This is a genomic window from Acinetobacter sp. WCHA29, assembly GCF_002165335.1.
In the GTDB taxonomy this organism is placed as follows: Bacteria; Pseudomonadota; Gammaproteobacteria; order Pseudomonadales; family Moraxellaceae; genus Acinetobacter.
In genome coordinates this window covers 16,269-36,609 of sequence record NZ_NHRQ01000005.1, presented here as the reverse complement: position 1 = coordinate 36,609, position 20,341 = coordinate 16,269, and the positions used below count along the sequence as shown (strand labels likewise).

Genomic DNA, 20,341 nt, shown 5'->3' with positions numbered 1-20,341 from the left:
TCTAAAATCTAAAAAAAGTCGCTTCCTTTTATTTTATCTAATTTTGATACAATTTTTTTAAATCTTCGATGAAACTTTTAAAAACTTCATCTGGTTCCGAAAGTGAATATCCTTCAAAGCTGAAGTAAAATTCATCATCATAATAGTTTAATAATTCATATAAATCTTCATTCTCTATAGCCTTAGATAAAGCCAAGAGCTTCTGAAGAAAAGGAAATAGAAGCTCTTGGCTTTTTACTAACTCTAGATGTTTTTCAATATAATCTTTTAAGAGGTTATTGACTGATTCCTTTGTTAAATCTGTATTAAATAGACTTCGGGATAATTGATTAAAATAGGTTGTGACTTGGTCTGAGGTTGATAAGAAACAGATATCTAAAGCTAAATCATTTGATGAATTTTTTTCTAATGTCTCAATTGCCCACCTTTGGATTTCTTCTGGTGTTATTGTTTCCAATTCTAGTTTTACTTTGAATATCGCCTTTTCTATATCGCTCATTTAATAAACTTAATTAAATATGAATGTTATCAGTATAATAAAAAACCGACTCACACAAGTCGGTTTTTAAATCACTCAATAGATCTAAGCAAGACTATTGTGCTTGAATCCATTTATCAGCACGATCACGTGCAGCACGAATTTGATCTTGGGTTAAGTTTGCAGCCAACGCTGTTTTCTTACCCTCAGAAAGACTGATGACTTTAGTATCCAGCATACCGTCACGTGTTGAAAGCTCATACCATTGGTAAGCACCAACATAGTTTTTCTTTTGCTCTTCCATCATCGCCAGATTAAAGCTGGCACGGTTATCGCCATTACTCGCCGCTTTTTCGAAATATTTACGCGCTAAAGCTTCATCTTTCTTCGTACCGATGCCATCTGCATACATACGACCGACATTTAACTGTGCAGCAGATAAACCTTGATCTGCTGCCGCTTTAAATAAAGAAAAAGCTTGTTTCTCATCTTTCTCAACGTCTTTACCGTACTGATAACGTGTTGCTAGATAAAATTGTGCCCCAGCTTGACCAGATTTTGCTGCGCTTTGTAATTCACTGATACTCATCACTGAATATCGTGCTGCCTGTGTTGCAACCGATTGGGGTTGAGCAACATAGTCAGCATGCGCTTGTATACTGATCAGACCAAATAAAAATGTGCTGATAAATGTCTTTTTCATAGAGCGCTCACTCGATAAATTGCGACTTCACCAAATAGGTTCGGCATATGCTTACTGAGCATACTACCTTGTTGGTCACCATTAACGGCAAGTCGATTAATAATTTTAATCCGATTCTCAGCACATAAAGCTTCAAAGTCACGGAAAGTACATAAATGAATATTCGGGGTGTTATACCACATATAGGGTAAAGCTTCCGAAACAGGCATTTTACCTTTTAATGCAAGAAAAGAACGTGTCTTCCAATACGCAAAGTTTGGAAAGGTAATAATCGCCTGTTTGCCAACACGCACCATATCACGAAGCAATACATCAGGTGCATCTACAGCTTGCAAAGCTTGTGCCATGACTACAGAATCAAAAGATTGGTCAGCAAAGCGGCTTAAACCTAAGTTTAAGTCCTGTTGAATAATATTTAACCCTCGACTGATGGCAATTGCAATCTTTTCTTGATCAATTTCTAAGCCATAAGCACGAATATTGTGCTGTTTGCTCATATGAGCCAGTAATTCACCATCACCACAGCCTAAGTCTAATACGCTAGAGTTCGGACTGATCCATTTTTCAGCGAGTCGTTGATCTATTCGCATTAGTGCTGCTCCTGCGGTGTAGCTTGCAACTGTTGTTCTCCACCTAAAAATGCTTTTAATGTTTTCACATAGAGTGGGATCGGGAACAAGAACGAATCATGACCTTGTTCCGCATCAATATCTAAGTAACTGACGGGCTTATGATTATCAATTAAAGCATCAACTAATTCTTGTGAGCGACTCGGGCTAAAACGCCAATCTGTAGTAAATGAAATCACCAAAAATTTACATTTAGGCTTGCTCATTGCTTTTGTTAATGAATGTTCATATTCACGAGAGGGATCAAAATAATCCAAGGCCTTGGTCATAATCAAGTAAGTATTCGCATCGAAATTGCGGCTAAATTGTTCGCCTTGGTAACGCAAATAGCTTTCCACTTGGAATTCGACATCAAAACCATACATAAATTTGCCAGATTTTAAATCACGACCAAATTTCTGTTTCATCGCTTCTTCAGATAAATACGTAATATGACCGACCATACGTGCCAGAATCAGGCCACGTTTTGGATAGCTGTCATTTTCCAGATAACGTCCATTATGGAAATCGGGATCAGAGAGAATCGATTGGCGAGCAACTTCATTAAAGGCAATATTTTGAGCTGATAATTTTGGTGCACTGGCGATAATGACGCATTTTTTTAACCGATCAGCATAGTCCAATGACCATTGTAGTGCTTGCATGCCACCTAAAGAACCACCAATCACGGCAAACCACACATCAATTCCGAGGCGATCAGACAACATGGCTTGAGTCTTTACCCAGTCACGAACAGTGACTAATGGAAAATCTGGACCATAAGGACGATTTTCGTTTTCAGGGTTTGGCGATGTTGGGCCTGTTGAACCATTACAACCACCAATATTATTTAAAGAAACAATAAAAAAATGATTGGTATCAATCGCTTTGCCGGGACCAATACAGCTATCCCACCAACCTGCTTTTTTATCATCTGCATGATGATAACCCGCAGCATGATGATGCCCAGATAATGCATGGCAAATTAAGATTGCATTGGATTTATCTGCATTAAGTGTTCCATAGGTTTCAACCATCAAATCAAAACGTGGCAGGATACGCCCACATTCAAGCTCTAATGGCTGCTCAAATTGAAATTTTTGTGGTGTGACTAAACCCACTGAATCCGATGGAAAAGACACTGGAATGATTCGCCTTGTATAAATCTTTGATCAATAATAAAAGGATACCAATTCAGGTATCCTTTCAAAAGTCATTTTTTCTGATATTACAACTCAGCTTTGCTTAAACTGCCGCAGCAGCAACTTGCTCAGTTGTAAGTACGCCTTGTTCAATTAAACGATTGGTACATGCAATAATCGCTTCAATCGATGAGGTGACAATGTTGTCATGAATCCCTGCACCAAAAGCATTTTTACCTGTGCCTTTGACTTGAAGTTCAATCAAGGCAAGTGCTTTAGCATTTGCACCAGAACTGATACTACGTTCTTCATAATTTACAACATCAATTGGCAATTGTAACGCATCGAGCATCGCCGAAATTGGACCGTTACCTTCACCGCGTAAACGTTGTACTTCACCGTTAATTTCAATATCTAATTCAATGATTTGTGTGCCATTGATATCAGACAACTGATAATGTTTGGTTTGGTAATGGCTATTTTTCACATCCACATAGGTATTTTGGAATAAGGTCCAGATTTCATGTGCACTGATTTCTGTACCGTTTTCATCAGTATGTTGCTGTACGATTTGGCTGAACTCGATTTGTACTCGGCGTGGTAAAGCAACGTTGTAATTTGATTCCAATAAATACGCAATACCACCTTTACCAGATTGGCTGTTGACACGAATCACCGCATCATAATCACGACCTAAATCTTTAGGGTCGATTGGTAAGTACGGCATATCCCAGATCTCTTCGTTTTTCTGGAATTCGAAGCCTTTTTTAATCGCATCTTGGTGTGAACCAGAGAATGCGGTAAAGACTAAATCACCTGCATATGGATGACGTGGGTGCACAGGTAAACCTGTACATTCTTCAACAGTTGCAATGATTTCATTGATATTAGAGAAGTCTAAGTTTGGTGCAACACCTTGGGTATACATGTTCAAGGCAATCGCAGCAACATCGACGTTACCTGTACGTTCACCATTACCAAACACGCAACCTTCAACACGATCAGCCCCCGCCATGATCGCCAATTCAGAAGCAGCGATACCACAACCACGGTCATTGTGACAGTGAACTGAGATAATCACGCCATCACGACGCGCCAAGTTACGGTGCATCCATTCGATTTGATCGGCATAGACATTTGGTGTTGAAACTTCAACCGTTGCAGGCAAGTTTAAGATCACTTTATTGGTTGGAGACGCTTCCCAAATTTCCGTGACCGCATCACAAACATCTTTGGCAACTTCTAATTCTGTTGCTGAGAAACATTCAGGGCTATATTGGAAAATCCATTCTGTTTCAGGATATTGTGCTGCATATTCTTTCACTTTATTCGCAGCATTAATCGCAAGTTGTTTCGCGCCATTTACATCTACATTCAACACTTTTTGACGGAATGTTGGTGCGTTTGAATTGTAGATATGCACGATCGCACGTTTAGCATCAACTAACGCTTCAAAAGTACGCGCAATTAAATGATCTCGAGCTTGAACCAAAACTTCGATATACACATCTTCTGGAATCAAATCTTCTTCAATTAACTTGCGAGTAAAGTCAAAGTCAATTTGAGATGCTGAAGGGAAACCAATTTCAATATGCTTGAAGCCGATTTTAACCAACATGTGGAACATTTTTAATTTTTGCTCCATGTTCATTGGTTCAAAAATCGCTTGGTTACCATCACGAAGGTCGGTACTCATCCAAATCGGTGCTTGGTTGATTTCGTTATTGGGCCATTGACGATCTGGTAAATCCACTCGTTGATACATACGGCGGTATTTTTTGCTTGGGTCAGCCAACATCATGAGATAACTCCTTGTTGTAGCATGGTTGCTGCTTCAAAATAAATGCAACGTGCTACGAATATATATGGTGTCTATAAGAATCAATTTAAAGAGAATATTTGGATCGAATGCCTTCAAACTTAGGCAATAAAATTTATACGCGCGCGAGGCGCAGCATCAGGAGAGCAGCAAGATGGTTTATATTCGACGGATGGGTAAAGCCGTAATTTGTTTTCATCATCAACCATTCAAAATTATGATTCGGTTTTGCAGCTATATTAATCATCTAATAAAAATCAGTCTAGGTGAAAATAAGCTGGCTGCAAAGGTCTATAACAGCATTCTAGCTCTTAATTCTGGAAAATGTTTTCCTGTTTTTTGCAAGAATTGATAGTTGAGTGGAATATTTTTTCTAAATAGGTCTATTTTTTAATAAAAATTATAGAATTTATTCAGCATGGCGAAAAAATGAAGTGGTCAGAGTTCTGACCACATACGAATGAGATTGTGATAAATATTGGTGAGTTTCATTACTTCTGGATATGCATCACCATGATCTATGCGAAGTTGACGAATACTTTCATCCAAATTAAACAGCATATGACGCTTTTGATCATCTCTAATCAAACTTTGTACCCAAAAAAATGAAGCAAATCGGGTACCACGTGTAATACTACTGACTTCATGCAAGCTTGTTGAAGGGTAGAGTACGACATCACCTGCTGGTAATTTTACTTCATGGTAGCCATAAGTATCTTCAATAACGAGATCACCACCATCATATTCTTCAGGTTCACTCAAAAATAAAGTACACGATAAATCTGTGCGAAGTTGTTGATGAGTCCCTCTCACTAAACGAATTGAATTATCGACATGAAAACCAAAACTTTCGTGTTCATCGTAGCGATTAAACAAAGGTGGAATCATTTGCTTGGGGAGTGCAGCTGCTTGGAAAGTTGGATTTTTCCAAATTGCATCCATCACAAGTGTACTAAGTTGGTGGGTTAAAGGGTCACTCTCTGAAAGTTGTTGATTACGTTTTACGGAAGCTGAGAGTGTGCCAGCTGTAATTTTTCCACCGACCCAATCTGCTGCTTCCATTAATTTACGGAATTCGGCGACTTGTTCTTTTGTCAAAACATTCGGAATGTGATGGATCACTGAGCATATCCCTTTCAATTGATTATTATAAAAAATAGCCTCATAGAGAGGCTATTTTAAATGAGTTTAAGTAAATACCCTAATTTTTTTAAGGGGTTTAGTACTTAAAGTTGATCGCAAGAACTGCGTTGCGGCCATCACCTTCGTTTGCATAGTGTGAAGCATGAGCACTTGTAAAATAACGCTTATTTGAAATGTTATTTACATTCAACTGTAAGTTTACATTCTTGTTTACATCATACTTTGCCATCGCATTGTAGATAGTAAACGTTGGTAAAATTTTCGTTGAAGTGGTGGCTGTGTTTGGATTGGTATTCGCAAAAACTTGATCACGATATTGAACGCCTGCACCAAGTGTTAATTTTGGGAGTACTTGGTATGTACTCCACAAGTTAGCACTCTGTTTAGCAACGAATGGAAGAGGGCGACCTTCTTGAGCAACTAAGTTATAAGCTGCTTTGGTTAATTCGCTATCTAAGTAGCTATAGCCAAGTGCCATTTCCCATTTATCAGTAATGTGACCTGTCAAAGCAAGTTCAAAACCATCAACTTTACTTTCACCAGCATTAGTTACTGTATTCGCATCGATATTAATACGTGTATTTTGCTTCTCAGTACGGAAGATTGCAGCTGTCGCATTGGCACGGTTGTTCCAAAGGCTCCATTTCGTTCCGATCTCAAATGTACGAGCTTTTTCTGGTTCTAGGTCTTTATTTGAAGCACTAAGTGAATCAAGGTCAGGATCGATACCTACAGGGTTGGCAGCAGTTGCGAAACTTGCATAGATACTACCATGCTCTGTTGGGCGGAATACTACACCCGCTTGATAGGAGAAGTAGTCTGTATCATTTGAATACACAGTACCTGCTGGCGTTGTTACACCACGAGCTGTTACATCTTTGTTATATTTTAATTCTGTATCAAATTGATCCCAACGTACGCCAAGATTTAATAACCAATATTTATTGAATTCAATACTGTCTAATGCATATACAGATACTGTTTCGTTGGTCATAGTAGTCTGTTTAGTATTTGGTGTGAGTGTGCCTAACCATGGATCATTCGGACTTGGATTATTGAGATCCGTGCACCAGCCATTGTTATCATTACATTTATCATTGAAACCAGCAGTCGTTGTACCTGTATATCCAGGATAACTAATATTATAGTTACCGCGATTGGTTTCTTCACGATTATATTCAGCACCAACATTGAAGCTATGTGTTATTGCTCCAGTTTTGAATTTCCCAGCTAAAGAAAGTTGGTCGGTAAATGCATCGGTGTCACGAATGGTCTGTGTTGCACGACGGTAGACTTTTCCTTTGTAGATATTGCTTTTTGAATCATCTGGATTTGTATACATATAGCTTGCTTTAGAATGGCTATATGTTGCAGTGTTTGAAACTGTTAAGTCATCATTAAAATCATGTTCAAGCTTCAATGAGCCAATGTGGTTTTCACGCTTATCAAAATCACGATCCTTCCAGCCATAGTAAGAACCTTGTTTTACATTTGCTGGGCGACCATCAGCTTTGATCGAGCCTGGAGGTGGATTGTTAGGGTTGTTAAATGGAATGCCTGAATCAGGCTCATCATTACTTTTGATAAAGTAGTAACTTAAGGTCGCACGGTTTTCAGTTCCTAAACCGAAAGCTAGACTAGGCGCAATACCAACACGAGCATATTCTGCACCATTGTGCTGTCCTGGTTTCTCATTTTCATGACCCATCGCAATAACACGACCCGCGATTCCATTACCAAAGTCTTTGTTTGCGTCAAGTACGATATGCTTATAGTTATCTGTGCCGCCTGCAACACTTGCTTGATATTCATCACCTTCATGCGCAACTTTTGGAATCATGTTGATACTGCCACCAACACCACTTCCGCCAGTTAAAGCAGAGCTTGAGCCTTTAGTTACTTCGACTTGTTCAATCGCAAACATATCACGTGTTTGAGTTGTTGAGTTGCGCACACCATCTACATAGATCGCGCTTTGTCCGTTATAACCACGAATATAAGGAATATCTGTATACGGAATGCCGCCTTCACCAGCACCTAGTGTGATACCAGGTTCATTACGCAGTGCTTCTAATAAAGTATTTGAATTTGTTTCTTTCAATAACTTTTGAGATAAGACAGACACTGTTTTTGGTGTGTCTTTTAATGGCGCAACATATTTCTTGTTTGCAGATACATCAACTTTTAATTGTTCAGCAGTTGCTTCTGCATGAATCGTTGGGAGTTGAACCACATTTTCTTTATCTTGCGCGATTGCTGCAGTTGCAATCATAGAAAGAGATGATGCAATCGCAGATGAAACAAACTTCTTACGTGTTCTGATAAAAGAAGACATATCGTATCCATGTAAACCTTAAAATTCATGCAAATAATAATTATTCTTATTCTTATATGCAATTTTTCTCGATTGGATTTAACGATGCTTAAATCATATAAATTTGGAAAAAGAAATAGAATAGTGTAGCGAAATGTAAGATTGTGTTGTAATTGATTGGGTGAAAATTAAGCATATTGATCTAATAGAATTCTTCACGAAATTACCCAAGAACAACCGAGTGTATTCATAAATTATGAAAAATAATAAATCGTGGATGACTTGCTGATATGTTCAGATCAACTTTTACTGCTAGAATGCTTGTCGAATTTTGTATATCAGCAAAGTTGTCATATAATGTGGCACTTTAAAAATTGTTACTACTAACTATATATCGAGGAAGCCATGCAAGTAACGACTGAAGCGGTTTCGGGCGTTGCCCGTCGTTTAAATGTTTCTGTACCGACGAGCCGTGTTAACGAGCAATTTGAAGCTCGCTTAAAACGCACTGCCAAAACTGTGAAGATCAACGGCTTCCGTCCAGGTAAAGTGCCTTTAAATGTTGTTCGCCGTGAATATGGTGCGGGTATTTATCAAGAAGTTGTGAATGACATCATTCGTGACACAGTATTCGAAGCAATTCAACAAGAAAAAATCAATGCTGTAGGCATGCCGAACATTGAAAAAGTTGAAAACAAAGATGACGCTTTAGTTTATGAAGCGACTGTAGAAGTGTATCCAGAAGTAGAAGTGAAAGCTTTTGCTGACTTAGAGATTGATCGTAAATCATCAGAAATCAACGATGCTGATGTTGATGTAATGATTGAAAACTTGCAAAAGCAACGTGCTTCATGGGTTGAAACCAAGGGCATGGCGAAAAAAGACATGCAAGTGACTTTCGACTTCGAAGGCACTATTGATGGTGAGAAGTTCGAGGGCGGTGCGGCTGAAGACTTTAAACTGGTTCTTGGTTCAGGTCGCATGATTCCTGGCTTTGAAGACGGCATCATCGGCATGAAGAAAGGCGAAGAGAAAGTGATTGATGTGACTTTCCCAGAAGACTATCAAGCTGAAAACTTGGCGGGTAAAGCAGCTCAGTTCAAAATCACTGTAAAACTTGTTGAAAAACAAAAACTTCCAGAAATTGATGCTGAATTCTTAAAAATCTTTGGTTTAACTGAAGAAGAAGGCGTAGAGAAGTTAAAAGCTGACGTTCGTAAGAATATGGAACGTGAAGTTCGCAACGGTCTTCGTAACCAAGTTAAACAAGCTGCATTTGATGCACTTGTCGCTGCAAACGAAATTGAAGTTCCAGCTTCTATGGTTGCTCAAGAAATTGACCGTCAACGTCAACAAATGATTCAACAGTTCACTCAACAGTTTGGTGCTCAAGGTGCAGGTGCATTTGATAGCAGCATGCTTCCAGATGAATTGTTCAAGGAACAGGCTGAAAAATCAGTGAAGCTTGGTGTATTGGTAAGCAAAGTATTAGCTGATGCTAAACTTGAAGTTGATCAAGCACGTGTTGAAGCTTACATCGATGACATGGCTTCTTCTTATGAAGATCCAACAGAAGTGGTTGAATACTTCAAAAATGACAAACAACAACGTGCTCAAATCGAAGCAGTTGTGCTAGAAGACCAAGTTGTTGATCACATCTTGGCTGCTGCTAAAGTAAATGATGTGGCTGTAAGCTACGAAGACTTATTAAAAGAACAACAAGCTCGTCGTGGCTAATCTTTTAAAAGTTCAGAAGAAAGGCGCTTGATGCGCCTTTTTTTATGCATGTTATGAAAGTGTTAATTTGTCGAAAAATGACTCGGTTTTGCCATAAATAATCGAATATTTCAGGTTGAACCTTTTGCAATTTCATTGATTATCCCTCATATTGTTGGCATAGATCGAGTCAGAATAATTTAGGAATAAATAAACCTATGTATGTTCCAACAATTGAAAATGCTTTAGTTCCTGTAGTCGTTGAGCAGTCATCACGTGGTGAGCGTTCATTTGATATTTTTTCACGTTTGTTACGTGAGCGTGTGATCTTCTTGACTGGTGAAGTGGAAGATAACATGGCGAATCTTATCGTTGCGCAGATGTTGTTTCTGGAAGCTGAGAATCCAGAGAAAGATATCCATCTTTATATCAACTCACCGGGAGGCTCAGTAACTGCTGGTATGGCAATTTATGACACTATGCAGTTTATTAAGCCAGATGTTGTTACATATTGCATGGGACAAGCGGCTTCAATGGGTGCATTCTTATTGAATGCGGGTGCTAAAGGAAAACGTTACTGTCTTGAAAATGCACGCGTGATGATTCACCAACCACTCGGTGGTTTCCGTGGTCAAGCGTCTGATATCGAAATTCATGCACGTGAAATTCTTTATATCAAAGAGCGTCTAAACCGTCTGATGGCTGAGCATAGTGGTCAAGATTATGAAAGAATTGCACGTGACACAGATCGTGACAATTTTATGACTGCACAAGCAGCTAAAGAATATGGTTTAGTTGACCAAGTATTAAGCAAACGTCCCTAGTTTTTAAGATTTAAGTTGTGGAGTAAATATGTCCGAACATCCTCAAGGACAAAAGCATTGTTCATTTTGTGGTAAGACACAATCTGAAGTTGGAAAATTGATTGCAGGTGAGGACGCATATATTTGTAATGAGTGTGTGGATGTCTGCTTAGATTTAGTGCAAACCAGTCAACAAGTTGAAGCAGGTGACTGGGCGACTAAAGCTTTGCCTAAACCACATGAGATACGTGCTGCGTTGGATCAATATGTCATTGGACAAGATGTTGCAAAGAAAACACTATCTGTTGCGGTCTATAATCATTATAAGCGTTTGAAAGTTGGTCAGTCGCATCATCCACATCAAGATATTGAGATTGCGAAAAGTAATATCTTGTTGATTGGACCAACAGGTTCAGGTAAGACCTTGCTTGCGCAAACACTTGCACGCTTATTGGATGTTCCTTTTGCCATGGCAGATGCAACGACACTCACAGAGGCGGGTTATGTGGGTGAAGATGTTGAAAATATCGTACAAAAGTTATTGCAGAAAGCGGACTACGATGTAGAAAAAGCGCAGAAAGGTATTATCTATATTGATGAGATTGATAAGATTACCCGTAAATCGGAGAATCCATCAATTACTCGTGACGTATCGGGTGAAGGTGTACAACAAGCATTATTGAAAATGATTGAAGGCACCGTTGCTTCTATTCCGCCACAAGGTGGTCGTAAGCATCCGCAACAAGAATTCATTCAAATTGATACCTCAAATATTTTATTTATTTGTGGTGGTGCATTCTCTGGTTTAGAGAAAATTGTACAACAACGTCAAGAGAAAGGCGGTATTGGATTCACGGCTGATGTGAAGAATAAGGACGACAGTAAAAAAGTCTCTGAGTTGTTCCGTCAAGTCGAAGCAACTGATTTAGTCAAATTTGGTTTGATTCCTGAGTTTATTGGTCGTTTGCCTGTGATTGCAACTTTAGAAGAACTGGATGAAGAAGCATTAATGCAAATTCTGACAGAGCCTAAAAATGCATTAACTCGCCAATATCAGTATTTATTCACGATGGAAGATGTTGACCTTGTATTTGATGAGTCTGCATTACGAGCAGTGGCGAAGAAAGCCCTTGAGCGTAATACTGGCGCACGTGGTCTACGTTCTATCTTGGAAAATGTACTACTTGAAACAATGTATGATTTACCAAGTCGCAAAGATGTCGGCACGGTTATTGTTGATGAGGCTGTGATTAATGGAACAGCTAAACCGACATATAAGCCAGAGCGTTTACCACAAACGACAGCGGCTGAATTGATTGAGAAGAAAGATTTGAAAGTTGTAGATTCAAAATCTGCTTAATTCTCATTCATCTAAAAAGCATGAAAGCTTAGACTTTTCATGCTTTTTTTATTTGCAATTAATTAATGAGGTGTTAATCTTAAAAATTGGAAAATTCGCATAGTTTTGCGCTGTTAAAAATAAATCCAAGAAAACGCCTTGAGGGATGTCATGCGTTATTTAATATTGTCATTATGTTGTGTAGGGATTTTGGCGGGCTGTCAAAGTCATAAAGCAGTTGAAGAAAATCCAGCCGTCTTAACAGCAACTTTACCTCCTGTCGATACAGATAAGAAACCAGGTTTATTTGATCAATATCATGTGGGTGGTTTTACTGTTGGTGGATGGGTAAACCAAAAATTAGGTCAATATTACGCTCCTATCAAGCCACAAAATGAGCAAGCCGCGGTAGTCTATTTATATCGTCCAGATACTCGCTGGAATCGTCAAGAAATTGCTGCTGCTAATCTATTTATCAATGGTCATCGCATTCCAAGTCTATTACACAATCATTATTATTGGTTGGAATTACCAGCTGGAACTTATCGCTTAAGTGTAAGTCGTCCTCTAGCAGGTTTGCATTTTCAAAAACCGAAATATTTAGATTTTACAGTTGATGCAGCTCAAACTTATTTCATTAAATATGACGAAGAGAATAAGTTACCAAGAAGTGAACCAACAGGTCCATTTATGTCAATGCCAGAGAAAGTGGCACGTCAAGAAATTGCATTTACTCGATTAAAATCATCTAGTTATAATTTTGTTGCGCAAGATGCTTCAGGTAAAGTTCGTTCTAAGCCTCAGGAGTTAAAACCTGCTAAGTATGATCAAAAGTCAGAGGTTCACTTGGTTAAACCATTTAAACTTTGGAATCCTTTAACTTGGTAATTGATTGTATTAATGAGCAATTTCTATTCCTGTTGAATTAGTGGTTGAATGATAGATAGAAATTGCTCTTTCAATTGAATGCTTTGTTCAGGATCGCTTAGCGTTTTTTGACTTAGGGTATTCATATATTGAAATACATTTGTACTAATCTGTAAGTTTTTCTGATTGATTGACTTACCTTCAGGGGTTTTTAAAAACTTTAAATAAGCCTGAATTTCTTCTTCACTGAGTGTGTCTTTATAAATTTTTTCAATCGCTTGAATTGTTTCAGGTCGAGCAAATAATTTTGAACTGGTCTCTTTTAATAATTGGCTGAGTTCTAATACTGCTAAGAGTTCTTGATTGGTTGTTAATTTTTCTTTATTTAAAATACCTAAAATAATCCTTTCAGCTTCTAAGTCTAAAGCAGGTTGCATTTCTTCAAAGGAGTTATTCAGTACTTTTTCTAAGTCACTGGCTTTAATTAATTCTTGAACAGATTTAGTTTGCGCAGGAGTAGCTGATACATCCTGTGAAGTACAAATAGCAAGGCATAGCAATAGATAATGGAATGGATTTATGTTCATATTTGCCTCGTTATTGTTATTCATTTTTATAATTTAACAGAAGCTTTAAATAAAAAAATAGCCGAATGCAGTGATTCGGCTATTTTTTTTGATGAGCGGATTATTGTGCCGCAGCATCTACAACTGGAATTTTACCAATTTTTGCTTGCCAGATTTTTGGAGCAGTTGCGTGGATAGACGTACCATTCACATCAACGGCAACAGAAACAGGCATATCTTCAACCACAAATTTGTAGATTGCTTCCATACCTAGGTCAGCAAATGCAACAACTTCAGCTTCACGTACAGCTTTAGAAACGAGGTAAGCAGCGCCACCCACAGCCATTAAGTAAGTTGCTTTATTGTCTTTGATTGCTTCAACAGCCGCTGGACCACGATCCGCTTTACCGATCATGCCGAACAAGCCAGTTGCTTCTAAGACTTGACGGGTAAATTTATCCATACGCGTTGCAGTTGTAGGACCAGCAGGACCAACGACTTCATCACGAACAGGATCAACAGGACCAACGTAGTAAATGAATTTACCTTTTAAGTCGACTGGAAGTTCTTCACCATTATTTAACATGTCGACCATGCGCTTATGTGCAGCATCACGACCTGTATAAATTGTACCGTTAAGAAGTAATGTATCGCCTGGTTTCCAAGAATTCATTTCTTCTTGTGTGATCGTATCTAGATTCACACGTTTTGATTGAGATGAGTCCCAAGTTACAGCAGGGTAGTCTTCAAGTTTAGGTGCTTGGATGTGTGCTACACCTGTACCATCTAACTGGAAGTGTGCGTGGCGTGTGGCAGCACAGTTCGGAATCATACCCACTGGTTTACCCGCAGCGTGACATGGGTAATCCTTGATTTTAATATCAAGAACAGTCGTCAAACCACCAAGACCTTGAGCACCAATACCCAGCGCATTTACTTTTTCGAAGATCTCAATACGGAGTTCTTCCATCTTGCTTTGTGGACCACGACGAAGTAATTCGTCCATGTTGATTTCTTCCATGAGTGCTTCTTTTGCAAGCATCATGGCTTTTTCAGCAGTACCACCAATACCAATACCGAGCATACCTGGTGGACACCAGCCTGCACCCATCGTTGGTACAGTTTTAAGTACCCAATCTACGATTGAATCAGATGGGTTTAGCATCGCAAGTTTAGATTTATTTTCTGAACCGCCACCTTTAGCCGCAACGGTAATATCAACTTTATTACCTGGTACGAGTTTGTAGTGGATGACAGCAGGTGTATTGTCTTTGGTGTTTTTACGACCAAAAGCTGGATCAGCAAGCACTGAAGCACGAAGTACGTTTGAGTTTTCTAAGTAACCTTGGCGTACACCTTCGTTCACTGCATCGTCTAAGCTCATGGTCAAATCAAATTTAACATCTAAGCCGACTTCAAGGAAAACGTTGACGATCCCTGTATCTTGACAGATTGGTCGATGACCTTCAGCACACATACGTGAGTTGATGAGGATTTGAGCAATTGCATCTTTTGCAGCTTTGTTTTCTTCACGATCATAAGCACGGCTCATCGCTTGGATGAAGTCTTGTGGGTGATAGTAAGAAATAAACTGGAGGGCATCCTTGATTGATGTAATCAAGTCATCTTGTTTGATGATCGTTGTCATATCAAATTTCTCTTGAGCGGGCGATTAGCTGGCGGGCTAAATTATATGACAAAAAGCAATGAATGTGGGAGTTTTAGCTTAGATTTGGCTAAAGGTCTAAATAGGCAGGAGACGTGTTGAAATTTTTAGTTTTCCTTATGTGTGGCTGGCCGCATGGAAAAACAAGTCTAATAAAAAACCATCTACTTTTTATCTGGTAGATGGTTTTTTATAATATCAGGATCGTGATTTAATCCTGTTGCGCTGCCTGAATCGCCGTTAAGGCAATGGTAAACACAATATCATCAACCAAAGCACCGCGAGACAAATCATTTACGGGCTTGTTTAAGCCTTGTAGCATTGGACCGACACTGACCACATTCGCTGCACGTTGTACTGCTTTATAGGTGGTGTTACCAGTATTGAGATCAGGGAAAATAAATACATTGGCACGACCCGCAACTTTAGATTCAGGTGCTTTTTGACGTCCAACGCTTTCAACTGAAGCCGCATCGTATTGTAGAGGCCCATCAATCAGTAAATCAGGACGACGTTGTTGGGCGATCTTGGTTGCTTCAGCCACTTTTTCAACATCGGCACCTGCGCCTGACGTACCTGTTGAATAACTAATCATGGCAATACGCGGATCAAGACCAAAGGCTTTAGCAGAGTCTGCAGATTGAATCGCAATTTCAGCAAGCTGTTCCGCATTTGGATCTGGATTAATTGCACAATCGCCGTAGACATAAACTTCATCAGGCAACAACATAAAGAAGATTGATGAAACTAATGAGTAGTTCGGGGCTGTTTTAATCAATTGAAATGCAGGTCGAACGGTATTGGCAGTGGTATGAATTGCGCCAGATACTAAGCCATCGACTTGATCAAGTGCTAACATCATTGTACCAAGGACTACAGTATCTTGTAGCTGTGCTTTTGCTTGTAATGCATCTAGCTTACCTTTGCGTAATTCAACCATAGGTTCAATATATTGGTCACGAATACTATCGGGATCAATAATTTGCAGATCAGCTGGAAGCTGAATCCCACGCGCTTTAGCAACTTCAGCAACAGCTTCAGGTTTCGCTAATAAAATACATTCAGCAATACCACGTGATTGGCAAATCGCTGCGGCTTGTACAGTACGAGGTTCATCACCTTCAGGTAGTACAATGCGTTTTTTCGCAGCAATCGATTTTTGTACCAGCTCGTAGCGGAATGCAGATGGAGATAATCGTGGATTCAGGTTGTTCTGGGTATGTTGATCGAGCCAACTATTATCAAGATGGCTTGAAACAAAACGCGTCACTTGTTCAGCACGCTCAATATCATCTACGGGAATTTCATTGCCAAAATGATATAGGCGTTGTGCTGTTTCTAATGTGTCTAGCGAAGTGTGTAAAATTGGTAGACCTTGTTTAATAGCACCTTGGCAGAATTCTAAAATATTCGCGGCTGGAGCGGCTTGTTCAGCTAAAACTAAACCCGCCAAAGGAATTCCATTACTGCTTGCAAGACTTGCTGCAAGTAGGGCATCTGTACGTTGAGATGCGCTAATGATGAGTTCGCCAGCAACAAATTTATGTAATTCGGCTTCAATATCCGATGCGATTAAACTGGTATGTAAAATACGGCGTTGTTTTGCTTCACCCTCATTTAACCAAGTACCATTAACAACAGTGGCAATATCTAAGCTACGCGGTACGCTGAGAATATTACTGAATGGCACTAAACCAATGATAGGTAATTCACTTGTGCCAATAAAACGATTGTAACGTTGTAATTGTATTGAAAATTCAGCAATTTGCTTATCTAAACGCAAACTTGGATCAAGTGTGACAGGAATTGCTGCTGTACTTTCAGGAAGACCTTTGGTTCGCATAAATAAAATGCCTGTGGTGCGCGGTGATGCAGCACCTCCGAATTGACGCAAATGTGCATCAACTTTTTCAGCTGTTTTACGTGGGTCAGCTAAATCTGCTGTGCTGACCAAAACGACTTGGGCATCGAGTGCTTGTGCAAGTGCGGCATTAATTTCACTGGCAAAGTGATCTTGTCCATTGGGTACAAGACCTTCGACAATAATCACATCGTGATTGGCTGAGATTTTACGATGCAGTGCAACAGCTTCTTCGAGTAGCTCATCTGTTTCGCCTAAACCAAGAAGCTGGGTGAGCTTTTCATAAGCAATCGGTTCAACAGATTGATGTTGAAATAAATGACGATAAAGTGTTGCAGTACGATCAACGGTTGAATCTGCTAATTGAGAAAATGGTTTAAGAAAACCAGCATTAATCCCTTTACAGTCTAAAGCGTAGATCATTCCTAAACAGGCAGATGTAAGACCAACCCCTTCACCTGTTGGAATCAGTAAAATCGTATTCATAAGAACCTTAAAATTTATCTAAATTTTGTGAATTAAGCGAGCTGTTCAATGACTTGACGCGTTTCTTTCGCAATGCGTCCTTCTTCGTCTGTAGGTACAACCCAAATTTGTGGACCTGTGCCATTATCGATTCGACCTTCAGTGCCGCGTGCTAAGGTATTATTTTTTTCTGTACTAAATTGCAAACCAAAGTGTGGTAGATAAGCCAAGGTTTTTTCACGAACATAAGCTGAGTTTTCACCGATTCCACCCGTGAAAACTAAACCATCTAAACGCGGTAAACCACAGCTCAAAGCAGATAATGATTTTGCTAAACGATAGCAGAATACTTCAATCGCCAGTGTTGCTCCTTCATGACCATTACCCGAAGCTTCAACTAAAGTGCGCATGTCGTTTGACAGACCAGATAAGCCAAGCAATCCACTTTCTTTATTCAACATACTGTCAATTTTCTGGATACTCCAGCCTAAATTACTTGCAAGGAATAAATGTAAGCTTGGGTCAACATCACCACTACGTGTACCCATCACTACACCTTCTAATGGAGTCATGCCCATAGAAGTATCAAGACTTTGACCATTCCAAACCGCACAAGTTGAACTACCATTGCCTAAGTGAGCACTGAGCCAGCCCCCTTGATTTTTTGCACCCGCGAGTTCACTTGCACGTTCAGTCACATAAGCGTGGCTTGTTCCATGAAAACCATAGCGACGGACATGGTGTTCAGTATATAAATTTTGCGGTAAAGCATAACGATACGCGTGTTCAGGCATGGTTTGATGGAATGCAGTGTCAAATACAGCAACCTGTGGTAATTCAGGGAACAAACGCATGGTTGCTTCAATCCCAATCAAATGTGCAGGATTGTGCAAAGGTGCAAGTGGTGTTGCAGCTTCGATGCGACTTACAATTTCAGGTGTTAATAGTTCTGCTTTGGTTAAATTGCCACCATGAACAACACGATGACCGATCGCTTGTGGATTGTAGTTCGCTAAACGTGCAAGAAGAGTTTCAAGTGCTTTGGCGTGATCTGCATGTGGAATCGAAAGTTCAAGTGGTTCACCACCAATTGTAACGCCTTTGATCCGCGCTTCAGCAGAACCTAAGTTTTCTGCTAATCCATAAATACGATCTTCACGGCGTTCTGAGATAAGCGCGTATTTGATTGAAGATGAACCACAGTTAATTACAAGTACAGATTTAGCCACGTTTGAACACCTAACAAATTTTGAATTTTATGACGAACACTTTTGATCTTGCTGCAACGTGTCGAGCAGAGCAATCACGTGCAATGTTTTAACATGGGTTGTCATATTGGCGAAGATAGACTTTAGCCTATACAACTGATTTATAATTGAATCTAATGATTATAGAGTGTAAATACAAACTTCTTAGGATGAATCTGTTTATTTTGATCAGGTTTTTTGTATGAAAATATGTGAAAACACGATAAAGATCAAATAAATGAGCTTTACCGTGCAGCGTTTTACTTGGATCTAAATGCCTTATTGGCGTATTTGACCATCACCAAATACGATCCATTTCTGAGAGGTTAGACCTTCCAGACCAACTGGACCGCGTGCATGAATTTTGTCTGTTGAAATTCCTATTTCTGCACCGAGGCCATATTCAAAGCCATCAGCAAAGCGGGTTGAAGCATTGATCATCACTGAACTTGAATCAACTCGTGCGAGAAACTCACGTGCTAGACTAAAGTTTTCAGTAATAATCGCATCGGTATGATGAGAACCATATTTATTAATATGTTCGATTGCTTCATCCATACCTGTAACGACTTTGATTGCAAGAATAGGACCTAAATATTCAGTGTACCAATCTTCTTCGGTGGCTGTTTTAACAGACTCACCTAAGATACGTTGTGTTTCCGCACAACCTCTTAGTTCAACTTGTTTATCTGCATATAGTTCAGCAATACTTGGTAGGAAATCTTCTGCAATTTCTTCATCAACAAGTAATGTTTCCATCGCATTACATACGCCATAACGATGTGTTTTTGAGTTGAGCGCAATTGGTAATGCTTTTTGTAAATCTGCTTGTGCTTCAACAAAAACATGGCAATTGCCATCTAAATGCTTGATCACAGGAATACGTGCTTCATTCGTTACACGTTCAATCAAGCTTTTACCGCCACGAGGGACAATCACGTCTACAAATTCAGTCATTGTGATTAAATGACCTACTGCTGCGCGGTCAGGTGTGTCAATCACTTGAACAGCATGTTCAGGTAAGCCAGCAATTTGTAAACCATGCTGAATTGCGATTGCAATTGCTTTATTCGATTCAATTGCTTCTGAACCACCGCGTAGAATAATGGCATTTCCTGATTTTAGTGCTAATGATGCGGCTTCAAGGGTAACATTCGGTCTCGATTCGTAGATCATACCGATTACACCTAAAGGAACCCGCATTTTACCGAGTTGAATACCTGATGGACGGTAAGCTAAATCCGTAATTTCGCCGATTGGGTCAACAAGTGCAATAACATCTTTTAACCCTTGTAGCATGCCTTTAAAGCGAGCAGGAGTGAGTTCAAGACGATCAAGGAGGGCAGAATCTAATTGACGTTGGTGACCATTTTGCATATCAATTTGATTGGCTGCCAAAATTTGTGCTTGATTATTTTCTAAAGCAGTATAAATTGCAGACAGAGCATGGTTCTTTAGATGCGTTGATGCGCTCATTAAGATACGAGACGCTTTACGTGCCTGAGTACCAACCTGTTGCATATAGTTTTGAATAGAATCTTGCATAGCATTTTGACGATTGCATATATTTATAATGATAGTAACAGTCAAATGCTGAACAATGA

16 protein-coding genes are annotated in these 20,341 nt (G+C 39.4%); 4 read left to right on the top strand and 12 right to left on the bottom strand.

Going from position 1 to position 20,341, the window contains the following annotated elements; all coding sequences use genetic code 11:
• Positions 1 to 37: 37 nt before the first annotated feature.
• From CDG59_RS05290 to CDG59_RS05255, 7 genes are all read right to left on the bottom strand, one after another.
• Positions 38 to 499, bottom strand: coding sequence for a hypothetical protein (locus tag CDG59_RS05290; protein WP_087544051.1), 462 nt, complete (start codon positions 497 to 499; stop codon positions 38 to 40).
• 94 nt (positions 500 to 593) lie between these two features.
• Positions 594 to 1,181, bottom strand: coding sequence for a tetratricopeptide repeat protein (locus CDG59_RS05285; protein ID WP_087544050.1), 588 nt, complete (start codon positions 1,179 to 1,181; stop codon positions 594 to 596).
• Positions 1,178 to 1,771, bottom strand: a complete 594-nt coding sequence (gene metW / locus CDG59_RS05280) for a methionine biosynthesis protein MetW (protein ID WP_004660432.1) — start codon at positions 1,769 to 1,771, stop codon at positions 1,178 to 1,180. The genes CDG59_RS05285 and metW overlap by 4 nt, the downstream gene beginning before the upstream one ends.
• On the bottom strand, positions 1,771 to 2,931 hold the full coding sequence (gene metX / locus CDG59_RS05275; RefSeq protein WP_087544048.1) for a homoserine O-succinyltransferase MetX: 1,161 nt from the start codon (positions 2,929 to 2,931) through the stop codon (positions 1,771 to 1,773). Before metX ends, metW begins: the two co-directional genes overlap by 1 nt.
• Before the next feature lie 103 nt (positions 2,932 to 3,034).
• Complete coding sequence (leuA, locus tag CDG59_RS05270; protein ID WP_087544047.1) at positions 3,035 to 4,732, bottom strand: 2-isopropylmalate synthase; 1,698 nt, start codon at positions 4,730 to 4,732, stop codon at positions 3,035 to 3,037.
• A 456-nt stretch (positions 4,733 to 5,188) separates the two neighbouring features.
• Entirely contained in the window at positions 5,189 to 5,872 is a 684-nt protein-coding gene (locus CDG59_RS05260) for a Fe2+-dependent dioxygenase (RefSeq protein WP_205666453.1), read from the bottom strand.
• Positions 5,873 to 5,969: 97 nt separating this feature from the next.
• A complete protein-coding gene (locus CDG59_RS05255; protein ID WP_087544044.1) occupies positions 5,970 to 8,228 on the bottom strand; it encodes a TonB-dependent receptor in 2,259 nt (752 codons plus the stop codon).
• A 384-nt stretch (positions 8,229 to 8,612) separates the two neighbouring features.
• On the opposite strand from CDG59_RS05255, the gene tig reads away from it, so the two are divergent.
• From tig to CDG59_RS05235, 4 genes are all read left to right on the top strand, one after another.
• The gene (gene tig / locus CDG59_RS05250; RefSeq protein ID WP_087544042.1) at positions 8,613 to 9,944 is read left to right on the top strand and encodes a trigger factor; all 1,332 of its coding nucleotides are present in this window, start codon (positions 8,613 to 8,615) and stop codon (positions 9,942 to 9,944) included.
• A 197-nt stretch (positions 9,945 to 10,141) separates the two neighbouring features.
• The gene (gene clpP, locus CDG59_RS05245) at positions 10,142 to 10,747 is read left to right on the top strand and encodes an ATP-dependent Clp endopeptidase proteolytic subunit ClpP (protein WP_004660445.1); all 606 of its coding nucleotides are present in this window, start codon (positions 10,142 to 10,144) and stop codon (positions 10,745 to 10,747) included.
• 28 nt (positions 10,748 to 10,775) lie between these two features.
• Complete coding sequence (gene clpX / locus CDG59_RS05240; protein WP_087544041.1) at positions 10,776 to 12,086, top strand: ATP-dependent Clp protease ATP-binding subunit ClpX; 1,311 nt, start codon at positions 10,776 to 10,778, stop codon at positions 12,084 to 12,086.
• 150 nt (positions 12,087 to 12,236) lie between these two features.
• Positions 12,237 to 12,953: a DUF2846 domain-containing protein gene (locus CDG59_RS05235; protein ID WP_004909219.1), complete on the top strand. Its 717-nt coding sequence runs from the start codon at positions 12,237 to 12,239 to the stop codon at positions 12,951 to 12,953.
• Positions 12,954 to 12,976: 23 nt separating this feature from the next.
• On the opposite strand, the gene CDG59_RS05230 is transcribed toward CDG59_RS05235, so the two are convergent.
• The 5 genes from CDG59_RS05230 to CDG59_RS05210 form a co-directional block, all read right to left on the bottom strand.
• Positions 12,977 to 13,519 (bottom strand): DUF2059 domain-containing protein, encoded by a 543-nt coding sequence (locus CDG59_RS05230; protein WP_039908525.1) that lies wholly within the window; start codon positions 13,517 to 13,519, stop codon positions 12,977 to 12,979.
• Positions 13,520 to 13,619: 100 nt separating this feature from the next.
• The gene (locus CDG59_RS05225) at positions 13,620 to 15,146 is read right to left on the bottom strand and encodes a fumarate hydratase (RefSeq protein ID WP_004909213.1); all 1,527 of its coding nucleotides are present in this window, start codon (positions 15,144 to 15,146) and stop codon (positions 13,620 to 13,622) included.
• A gap of 229 nt (positions 15,147 to 15,375) precedes the next feature.
• Positions 15,376 to 17,511: a phosphate acetyltransferase gene (pta, locus tag CDG59_RS05220; RefSeq protein WP_087536488.1), complete on the bottom strand. Its 2,136-nt coding sequence runs from the start codon at positions 17,509 to 17,511 to the stop codon at positions 15,376 to 15,378.
• Between the two features lie 32 nt (positions 17,512 to 17,543).
• A complete protein-coding gene (locus tag CDG59_RS05215; RefSeq protein WP_087544039.1) occupies positions 17,544 to 18,719 on the bottom strand; it encodes an acetate/propionate family kinase in 1,176 nt (391 codons plus the stop codon).
• Between the two features lie 297 nt (positions 18,720 to 19,016).
• A complete protein-coding gene (locus tag CDG59_RS05210; protein ID WP_005156167.1) occupies positions 19,017 to 20,282 on the bottom strand; it encodes a glutamate-5-semialdehyde dehydrogenase in 1,266 nt (421 codons plus the stop codon).
• Between the last annotated feature and the right edge of the window lie 59 nt (positions 20,283 to 20,341).